Here is a 9,857-nt window from a genome sequence, read left to right on the forward strand (position 1 = left end):
GTTGTACCTGCATGCTTCATGGTTCAGACGCCTTGTTCGCGGGCCATGTGGCGGGCGATACGCACCGCATCCCACAACGCTGGCAGGATCACCAGCGACACCGGCACCGCAGTAATGACGATAAAGGACTGCAAGGCCGTCACCCCGCCCGCGCCAATCGTGATCAGCACCACCGCCGCCAGGCCCATGCCGATGGCCCAGAAGCCGCACAGCCACTTCTTCGGTTTATCGTTGCTGGACATCGCCAGGGCCACGGTGAAGGCCATGGCATCACCGTTGGTAGCCACCGAGATGAAGCTCAGGAACAGAAACAGCGCACTGATCAGGCCGCCCAGCGGCAAGTTCTGCGTCACCCCCAGCAGCAAGTCTTCCGGCTGGGTGCCATGGGCGGTGACGATGCCCGGTGTCTGCAGTTCCAGGCCGATGCCGGTGCCACCCACCACGGTGAACCAGAACATGGTCACCAGCGGGGCGATGATCGACAGCGTCATGATGATCTCGCGGATGGTGCGCCCGCGCGAGATTCGGGCGACGTACAGCGCGACCATCGGTGCATAGCCGATGAACCAGCCCCAGTAGAACACCGTCCACCAGTCCAGCCATTTCGGGTCGGCGCGGAACAGGGTCATGGGGATGAAGTTTTCCACGTGCAGGGCGAATGCTGCCGGGAAGCCGCCGAGGATGAACAGGGTCGGCCCGAACACCACCATGAACAGCGCCAGGCCGATCATCAGCCAGACATTGATCTCGCTGACGAAACGAATGCCCTTGAGCCCCACCAGGCACGATACGGTGTACATCAGTGTGACCAGGACGATGGTCAGTGACTGGGTGAGAATGCCGTTGGGCACACCCCATACGGCGTGCAGGGCGCTGCTGATCTGCAGCCCGAGGAAGCCGATCGGGCCAATGGTGCCGGCGACCACGGCAATGATCGAGGTGGCGTCGGCCAGGGTACCGATTGGGCCTTTCAATGCACGCTCGCCGAACAGGGGGTAGAGCAGGGTACGTGGCGCCAGTGGCAGGCCCTTGTCGTAGTGCAGGTGCATCAGCACGATCGCCAACAGGCTGCCGAGCACGGCCCAGGCCAGGAAGCCCCAGTGCACGAAGGACTGCGCCAGTGCTGCGGTTGCTGCGGCTGCGCTGTGCGGTTGTACGCCGGCGAACAAGGGCGGCGGGCTGGCGAAGTGCATCAGCGGTTCGGCGGCGGCCCAGAAGGCACCACCACCTGCCAGCAGCGCGCACATGATCACCGCAATCCAGTTGAAGGTGCTGATGTCCGGGCGCTGGGCCACACCGCCCAGGCGCACCCGCCCGCAGCGGGAGAAACCAATGCCAAGGCTGACCGCGAAGGTCGCCAGCATCAGCACCTGCCAGTACAGGCCGAAGAACTTGGTCGACCAGGCGAACAGCGTGTTGACCAACGCCGACACCGCATCGATGTCGACCAGCGCCGCAATCAGGAATGCGCCAAGAAAGCCGCCGCTGATCAGGAACAGCGGCCAGTCGATGTCCCGTGCCAGTGGCAGGCGCATGGCCTGGCCTTCGGCCGGCAGGGTGGTGGGGTTTTTCATGATGCCTCCGGAACCTGCGATTGTTGTTATTGTTGATGCTGTCCGTGCGTAGGGCTCAAGCTGGCGCCGGGGTGGCGGTCTCCAGCAGGCGCAACCAGTTCAGCCCCATGATCTTGCCTACCTCGCCTTCGGCAAAGCCCCTGGCACGCAGGCCCCGGGCAATGTTGGGGAAGTCGCGGCTGTCACGGAACCACTGCAGGGGCGCCGGCCAGTTGGCGTTGTCCTTGGAACCCTCGCCGTAGTCCTTGTCCTTGCTCCAACGGCCGTTGCGCATCCACTCCAGCACCGCCAGTGGTTGTGCCTGGCACAGGTCGGTGCCGATGCCGATATGGTCCACACCCATCAGGTCGGCGGTGCGCGCGACCATGTCGCAGAAGCTTTCCAGGCTGCAGTCCGAAGCACCCTTGAGGTGGAACGGGTAGGTGCTGAAGCCCAGCAGGCCGCCGGATTCGGCGATACCACGCAGCACGGCGTCAGACTTGTTGCGCTTGGCCGCATGGAAGCTCGACGGGTTGGCGTGGGAGATGATCACCGGTCGGCTGGACAGCTCGATGGCCTGCAGGGTGCTGCGTTCGGCACTGTGCGACATGTCGATCAGCATGCCGACCCGGTTCATCTCGGCGATTACCTGGCGGCCGAAGCGGCTGATGCCGTTGTCCTCGTGCTCGTAGCAACCACTGGCCAACAGGCTTTGGTTGTTGTAGGTGAGCTGCATGACGAACACGCCGAGCTGCCGGAACACCTCTACCAACGCAATGTCGTCCTCGATCGGCGAGCAGTTCTGGAAGCCGAAGAAGATGCCTACCCGGCCTTCCTGCTGGGCCAGGCGGATATCGCTTGCCGAGCGCACCGGGCGGATCAGCTCGGGCCAGGTTTCGAAGCGGCGGTTCCACTCGCCCAGCCGTGACAGGGTTTCACGGGCATTTTCGTGATAGGCAATGGTGGCGTGAACGGCGCTCAGGCCACCGGCCTGCATCTGCTGGAATATTTCCGGGCTCCAGTTGGAGTATTGCAGGCCGTCGATCATCAGGATGTCGTGCATGGTCCGTACTCCTTCAGGGCCGCAGGTAGGTGGTCTTGACCACGGTGTAGAAGTCGCGGGCGTACTGGCCTTGTTCGCGCGGGCCGAAACTTGAGGCTTTGCGGCCGCCGAACGGCACGTGGTAGTCGGTGCCGGCGGTCGGCAGGTTGACCATGACGCAGCCCGTCTGGGCGCGGCGCTTGAACGCGCTGGCGTGGCGCAGCGATTGGGTGATGATGCCAGCGGTGAGGCCGTACTCGGTGTCGTTCAGGGTCGCCAGGGCTTCATCAAAGCCGCTGACGCGGATCACGCAGGCGATCGGGCCGAATACTTCTTCACGGTTGATGCGCATGTCGTTGCGGCTGTCGATGAACAGCGCAGGGCGCATGTAGTAGCCGTCAGTTTCCAGGTGCAGGCGTTCGCCGCCTTCGATCAGGGTCGCGCCTTCGGCTTGGCCCAGGCGCAGGTACTCCAGGTTTTGCTCCAGCTGACGTGCTTCGGCCACCGGGCCGATCTGCGAGCCGGCGTGCAGGGCATGGCCAACCTTGAGCTCGCGCATGCGCAGGCGCAGGGCTTCGACGAAGCGGTCGTGGATACCGTCGCAGACGATCAACCGTGAAGAGGCTGTGCACTTCTGGCCAGTACCGAAGAAGGCGCCGTTGAGGGCGCAGTCCACAGCCACTTCAAGGTCGGCGTCATCCATCACCACCAGGGCATTCTTGCTGCCCATCTCCAGCTGGCAGCGCACCAGGTTGCCGGCGGTGGCCACGGCGACCCGGCGGCCTGTCTGCAGTGAGCCGGTGAAGGTCAGCGCATCGATGTCGGCGGATTGCACGAGGGTTTCGCCAACGCTGGCGCCGCTGCCCATGACCAGGTTGAAGGTGCCGGCGGGCAGCTGCTGGCGGCTGATGACTTCGGTCAGTGCCCAGGCGCTGGCCGGCACCAGGTTGGCGGGTTTGAACACCACGGCATTGCCGAAGGCCAGGGCCGGGGCGATCTTCCAGGCGGCAGTGGCCATCGGGAAGTTCCAGGGGGTGATGATACCGACCACGCCCACCGGTTCACGGTGCACTTCGATGTCTACGCCCGCGCGCACCGACGCTGCAGTTTCGCCTATCTGGCGTAATACCTCGGCGGCGTAGTAATGGAAGAACTGACCACTGCGGTTGACCTCGCCGATGCCCTCGGCCAGCGGCTTGCCTTCTTCACGTGAGAGCAGTTCACCCAGCTCCTGCTTGCGGGCGATCAACTCATCGCCAATCGCCATCAGCGCTTGCTGGCGCGCCTCCAGGCCGATGGCCGCCCACTGTGGTTGTGCGGCACGGGCCGCCTGAATGGCCTGCAGGGTCTGCTCGGTGCTGGCTTGATGGTAGTCACCGATCAGGTCGCTGATGTCCGAGGGGTTGTGGTTGGCAAGGGTGGCCTGGCCTTCGCACCACTGGCCATCGATGAAGTTTTTGTAGGTGTTGTGTGACATGGATGAAAGCCTCTGTTTGCCTGGCGTTCATCTTGCGAGCAATATGGCCCAAATAAAAATTAATAAAAAAAATGCTTTGATAAGGAAAGCTAACCATGTTGCCCGAGCTGAAAATCACCCAGCTGCGCTACTTTGTGCTGGTCGCTGAACTCAAGAGTTTCCATGCCGCCGCACGCCAGGCCTGCCGCACCCAGCCGGCGATTTCACTGGCGGTGCGTGAGCTGGAGCAAAAGCTTGACCAGGCGCTGGTGGAGAAGGGCGGTGGTCGGGTCGAGTTGACGCCATTCGGCGAGCATTGCCTGCCCCTGTTTCGTGGCCTGCTGGAGCACCACGACCGCATCGCTCGGGAGGCCACCTTGCTGGCCCGGCACGAGATCGGCCAGGTCAGTATCGCTACCGTGCCATCGGTGGCCAGCCGCCTGCTGCCGGGGCCTTTGGCGCGCTTTGTGGCCGAGCACCCGAACGTACAGGTCAGCATCCAGGACGGCACCGCCGAAAGCGTTCAGCATCTGCTGGCACACGGGCAGGTGGATTTTGGTATCAGCAGCCTGTGGCTGAACGATGAGCAGATCGCCTTTGCGCCGATCATCCACGATCAGGTCGGGGTGGTGTGCCGGGCCGACCACCCCTTGGTACTGGCCGGTGCGACGCTGCACTGGTCACAGTTGCAGGGGCTGGCGATGATCCGCAACGGCACCTCGAGGTTGCTCGAGGGTACGGATGCCGAGCGCTTGCTCGCCCACAGCCGGCTGTTTGTCTCGAACATGATTTCGCTGATTGCGATGCTGGAGGAGGGCGTGGGTATCAGTACCCTGCCGTACCTGGCGTTCCCGCAGGAAAACGACAAGCTCGCATTCCTGCCCCTGGCGGCGCCGAAGGTAGAGCGGCAGATTGGCATGCTGACACGCAAAGGCCGCAGCCTGTCGCCGGCGGCGCAGGCTTTGCTTGGGTTCTTGCAGGCGCAGATGGCGCAGTAAGGTGCGCCCAACCGTACAGGCTGGGCGTTGGCCTTAGCTATTCCAGTCCGGTGCAAAATCGGGGCTTACCACGCGCTGATCCTTCGGCAAGCCTGCGATCAACGCCCGGTCTTCATCATCCAGCCGTACCTCCAGCGCCGCCAGGTTCGCCAATTGGTTTTCGCGGCTGCTGGCCTTGGGGATCACTGCGACGCCGTCCTGGTCGAGCAGCCACTGCAGCGCCACCTGGCTTGGCAGTACGCCGTGCTTGCGCGCAATCGACTGGATCACCGGTTGCTGCGCCGCCTGGCCGCGGGCTAGCGGGGTGTAGGCAGTGAGCAGCAGGTCATGGCTGCGGGCATAGTCGAGCAGCGGTTGCTGGTCGAGCAGCACGTGGTACTCCACCTGAATGGCCGACAACGGCGCGCCCAGCGTCTCGATCACCTGGCGCAGCAGGCCGAGGGGGAAATTGGCCACGCCGATGCTGCGCGCCTTGCCCTCGTCACGCAGCGCTACCAGGGTCTCGATGCTGCGGGCCAGGTCCCAGTCCTTGCCGGGCCAGTGGATATGAAACAGGTCTACCTGGTCGGTGCCCAGGGCGCGCAGGCTGTCTTCCAGTGACTGACGCATGGCCTTGGGTTCAAGGCGATCCCACCACACCTTGGTGGTCAGGTGGATCTGCTCGCGTGGCACGTCGCTGTCGCGCAGGGCTTGGCCCACGGCGGATTCATTGTCGTAGGCAGTGGCGGTGTCGATGTGCCGGTAGCCCAGTTCCAGGGCTTGGCGCACGGCGTGGGTGCACTCGGTGCCGGTCATCGGCCAGGTGCCCAGGCCGATGCAGGGCAGGTCCAGGCCGTTGTGAGTGGTGAGCCTTCGCATGACGATTCCTTGTAGTGGTTACAGAGTCCGTAACGGATGGTCTTCGATCAGCCCGGTGCGAACCATGCGCGGCAGGCGGAAAGTGGTCGATCAGCGAACGGAAATTGCTTTTGGCCTGGACAGGCGGCAATTGAACTTCCTTATGCTCGTGCATCTCTTCTAGAATTCCAGCTGTTACATCCGCCAGGCCAGCCCTGTGCGGCTTTCCCTGGGCGTTGCATCCAGCCGCGCCGCCGTCGAGAACGCCATGAGTTCCAGCACACCGCTGTCCGGAGTCAACCAACCACTGCGTGGCATCGCCCTGGTGGTGGTGGCGACGTTCCTGTTTGCCAGTCACGATGCCCTGTCAAAATTCCTCGGTGGCCTGTACCCGATCATCATGGTGGTATGGGCGCGCTATCTGGTGCACACCCTGCTGATGGCCGGGATCTTCCTGCCCAAGTCGGGCCTCAATGTGCTGCGCACCCGCCGCCCGCTGTTGCAGACCCTGCGTGCCCTGAGCCTGTTGAGCACCAGCCTGTTGTTCACTACCGGCCTGCAGTACTTGCCGCTGGCCGAAGCCACTGCGGTCAACTTCCTGGCGCCGGTGCTGGTCACGGCCTTGTCGGCACCGCTGCTCAAGGAGCGGGTGACGGTGGGGCAGTGGGTGGCGGTGGTGATGGGCTTTATCGGCGTGCTGGTGGTGGTGCACCCCGGAGGCGCGATGTTCACGCCGGCGATTCTGTACCCCTTCGGCTCGGCGCTGGGCTTCTGCTTCTATCAACTGCTGACGCGGATTCTGGCCGCCCACGACAGCCCTACCACCAGCAACTTCTATGCAGGGCTGTGCAACACCCTGGCGATGAGTGCGCTGGTGCCGTTCTTCTGGGAGGTACCGCGTTGGGACCACGCGCTGTTGATGCTGGCGCTCGGCGGGTTCGGCATGACCGCCCACCTGCTGCTGACCCAGGCGTTTCGCCATGCCGCCCCCGCGCTGCTGGCGCCGTTCAGTTACTGCCAGATCGTGTTTGCCGGGCTGCTCGGGATGTTGTTCTACAGCCAGGTGCCGGACAGCCTGAGCCTGGTGGGCATCTCGATCATCTGCCTCAGTGGCCTGGGCGCCGCCTGGATGCAGCGGCGCAAGTGAAATTGCCCGTGTTCAGGGCAACGCCATGAACTGCAGGATACGCTCGCGCAGCCAGCGTTCGGCCGGGTCGTTGTCCTGGGCGCCACTCCAGACCATGGACAGCTCCGCTTCGGTGATCTCGAAGGGTGCCGGGTCGGCGCGCAGGCTGCCGTCATCGGCCAGGGCGCAGGCGGCGTAGTCCGGTACCGTGGCGATCAGCTCGGTGTTGCGCAGCAGGGCACGCAGGCTGCCGAACTGCGGCACGGCCAGCACCACCTTGCGGCAACGGCCGATGCGCGCCAGGTCGAGGTCAATATTGCCGCTCATGTCGCCAGAGAACGACACCATCACATGCGGCCGGGCGCAGTACTCATCGAGGGTCAGTGGCCCCGGGCGATCGTCGGCGCGCAGCACCCGTACGCCAATGTCGCGCAACTTGCGGCGCTTGGCGGTGGCGGGCAGGTCGGTGGTATAGCTCACCCCAACCGAAATCTCGCCGCTGGCCAGCAGCCCCGGCATCAACAGGAAGTTGGCCCGCCGCACCACCACGCTGATCTGTGGCGCCTCTTCGCGCAGGGCCTGGAGCAGGGCGGGGAACAGGCCGAACTCGGCATCGTCCGACAGCCCGAGGCGGAATACATTGCAGCTGTTGGCCGGGTCGAATGCCCGCGCGCGGCTGATGGCCGAGGAGATCACATCCATGGCCGGCCCCAGCTCGGTGAAAATCTGCATCGCCCGCGGCGTGGGCTCCATGGCCCGGCCATTGCGGATCAGCAGCGGGTCGTCGAACAGCTCGCGCAGGCGGGCGAGGGCGGCGCTGACGGTGGGCTGGGTGATGAACAGCTTTTCACCGACGCGGGTCAGGTTGCGTTCGATCATCAGGGCTTCGAACAGCACCAGCAGGTTCATGTCGACGCGGCGCAGGTCGTTGCGGTTCATGGGGCTTGGCTCACGTTGGCTGGAAGGTTCGCGGTGCATTGAAGCACGGCGCCGGCCCTTGTGCCTTGTATGGATGTGCCGGCCTTATGGCGGGTCGGATCGGCGCTGACAGAGCCAGCCTATTGCGCCGGAATACTGGCTCTATTAGAAGTCTGCCCAAGCTCGACTAGTCTTTCCTCTGGCCCTGCGAATTGCCCATGTGGGCGGCGTCTGAGCACCTGTATTCAAGACCCTGCCGCCATGGCGTGACAGCGTTGCAAGCCCCGTGTCGGCAAAAGACCGACCCGACCTGATGAGGGGTAGGCACGAGCCTCAGTGCTCGGCTGATAGAACACCTGGCATAGACCGGAAATCTGGATAACCGACCCAAAGGTACCCACAGATGTCGAACGAATCGAAATGCCCGTTCCATCAAACCGCAGGTGGCGGCACCACCAACCGTGACTGGTGGCCTGACCAGCTCAACCTGAGAATCCTCCACCAACATTCGTCCAAGTCCGACCCGATGGACCCGGACTTCGACTACGCCAGAGCCTTCAAGAGCCTCGACTTCCAGGCCCTCAAGCAAGACTTGACGACCCTGATGACCGACTCGCAGGACTGGTGGCCCGCCGACTTCGGCCACTATGGCCCGCTGTTTATCCGCATGGCCTGGCACAGCGCCGGTACCTACCGTATTGGTGATGGCCGGGGTGGCGCAGGCTCTGGTCAGCAGCGCTTCGCGCCGCTCAACAGCTGGCCGGACAACGTCAGCCTGGACAAGGCCCGGCGCCTGCTTTGGCCGATCAAGCAGAAGTACGGCAACAAGATTTCCTGGGCCGACCTGATCGTGCTCACCGGCAACGTCGCGCTGGAGTCCATGGGGTTCAAGACCTTTGGTTTCTCGGGCGGGCGCGCCGATGTGTGGGAACCGGACGAAGACGTGTACTGGGGCTCGGAAAAGGTCTGGCTGGGCGGCGACACCCGCTACGGCAAGGAACAGCTCAAGGCCCAGCCGCCCGGCCAGGGTGACCTGGTGGCCGAGCCTGCCAAGCATGGCGAAGAGCAAAGCCGCGACCTGCAGGCCGAGCGCAACCTGGAAAACCCGCTGGCCGCCGTGCAAATGGGCCTGATCTACGTCAACCCGGAAGGCCCGGAAGGCAACCCCGACCCGGTCGCCTCGGGCAAGGATATCCGCGAGACGTTCGGTCGCATGGCCATGAACGACGAAGAGACCGTGGCCCTGATCGCCGGTGGCCATGCGTTTGGCAAGACCCACGGCGCCGGCCCCGCCGACAACGTCGGCGCCGAACCCGAGGCCGCCGGCCTTGAGCTGCAGGGCCTGGGCTGGGCAAATACCTTCGGCACCGGCAAAGGCCCCGATACCATCACCAGCGGCCTCGAAGTGACTTGGACCTCGACGCCGACGCGCTGGAGCAACGAATACCTCAACAACCTGTTCAACTTCGACTGGGAACTGACCAAGAGCCCGGCCGGCGCGCACCAGTGGCGGCCGAAGGAAGGCAAGGGTGCAGGCACCGTGCCGGATGCCCATGACCCGGGCAAGAAACACGCACCCTCGATGCTCACCTCCGACCTGGCGCTGCGTTTCGACCCGATCTACGAGCCGATCGCCCGGCGCTTCAAGGACAACCCCGAGCAGTTGGCGGACGCCTTCGCCCGCGCCTGGTACAAGCTGATCCACCGCGACATGGGCCCGCTTGCGCGTTACCTCGGGCCGGAAATGCCCAACGAGGTACTGCTGTGGCAAGACCCGCTGCCCAAAGCCGAGCCCTCGTCGCTGAATGAGCAGGACATCGCTGCGCTCAAGGCCAAGGTGCTGGCGTCGGGCTTGAGCGTGGGTGAACTGGTGTCGACCGCCTGGGCCTCGGCTTCCACTTTCCGCGGTTCGGACAAGCGCGGTGGC

Annotated in this window: 8 protein-coding genes; 3 read left to right on the forward strand and 5 right to left on the reverse strand. The window is 64.2% G+C overall.

Annotated elements, in window-relative coordinates; translation table 11 throughout:
* Window positions 1–23 precede the first annotated feature (23 nt).
* From NP534_RS12815 to NP534_RS12825, 3 genes are read right to left on the reverse strand one after another with little or no spacing between them, the layout of a single operon-like run.
* Window positions 24–1,574 carry a BCCT family transporter gene (locus NP534_RS12815; RefSeq protein WP_186660037.1) on the reverse strand — a complete coding sequence of 517 codons (1,551 nt, stop codon included), beginning with the start codon at window positions 1,572–1,574 and terminating at the stop codon, window positions 24–26.
* A gap of 55 nt (window positions 1,575–1,629) precedes the next feature.
* A complete protein-coding gene (locus NP534_RS12820; RefSeq protein WP_274098938.1) occupies window positions 1,630–2,616 on the reverse strand; it encodes a dipeptidase in 987 nt (328 codons plus the stop codon).
* 13 nt (window positions 2,617–2,629) lie between these two features.
* Window positions 2,630–4,072 carry an aldehyde dehydrogenase family protein gene (locus tag NP534_RS12825; protein ID WP_274098939.1) on the reverse strand — a complete coding sequence of 481 codons (1,443 nt, stop codon included), beginning with the start codon at window positions 4,070–4,072 and terminating at the stop codon, window positions 2,630–2,632.
* A gap of 95 nt (window positions 4,073–4,167) precedes the next feature.
* On the opposite strand from NP534_RS12825, the gene NP534_RS12830 reads away from it, so the two are divergent.
* Window positions 4,168–5,049, forward strand: a complete 882-nt coding sequence (locus NP534_RS12830) for a LysR family transcriptional regulator (protein ID WP_274098940.1) — start codon at window positions 4,168–4,170, stop codon at window positions 5,047–5,049.
* A gap of 33 nt (window positions 5,050–5,082) precedes the next feature.
* Here NP534_RS12830 and NP534_RS12835 read toward each other — a convergent pair whose 3' ends face one another.
* Window positions 5,083–5,907, reverse strand: a complete 825-nt coding sequence (locus NP534_RS12835) for an aldo/keto reductase (protein ID WP_033697288.1) — start codon at window positions 5,905–5,907, stop codon at window positions 5,083–5,085.
* A gap of 247 nt (window positions 5,908–6,154) precedes the next feature.
* Here NP534_RS12835 and NP534_RS12840 point away from each other — a divergent pair, with 247 nt between their 5' ends.
* On the forward strand, window positions 6,155–7,033 hold the full coding sequence (locus tag NP534_RS12840; protein WP_033697289.1) for a DMT family transporter: 879 nt from the start codon (window positions 6,155–6,157) through the stop codon (window positions 7,031–7,033).
* Between the two features lie 12 nt (window positions 7,034–7,045).
* On the opposite strand, the gene NP534_RS12845 is transcribed toward NP534_RS12840, so the two are convergent.
* Window positions 7,046–7,951 (reverse strand): LysR family transcriptional regulator, encoded by a 906-nt coding sequence (locus tag NP534_RS12845; RefSeq protein ID WP_274098941.1) that lies wholly within the window; start codon window positions 7,949–7,951, stop codon window positions 7,046–7,048.
* Between the two features lie 382 nt (window positions 7,952–8,333).
* On the opposite strand from NP534_RS12845, the gene katG reads away from it, so the two are divergent.
* On the forward strand, window positions 8,334–9,857 hold a 1,524-nt coding region (katG, locus tag NP534_RS12850; RefSeq protein WP_274098942.1), incomplete at its 3' end, for a catalase/peroxidase HPI.

This window comes from Pseudomonas sp. 39004, assembly GCF_028682155.1.
GTDB classification, from domain to species: Bacteria; Pseudomonadota; Gammaproteobacteria; order Pseudomonadales; family Pseudomonadaceae; genus Aquipseudomonas; species Aquipseudomonas capeferrum.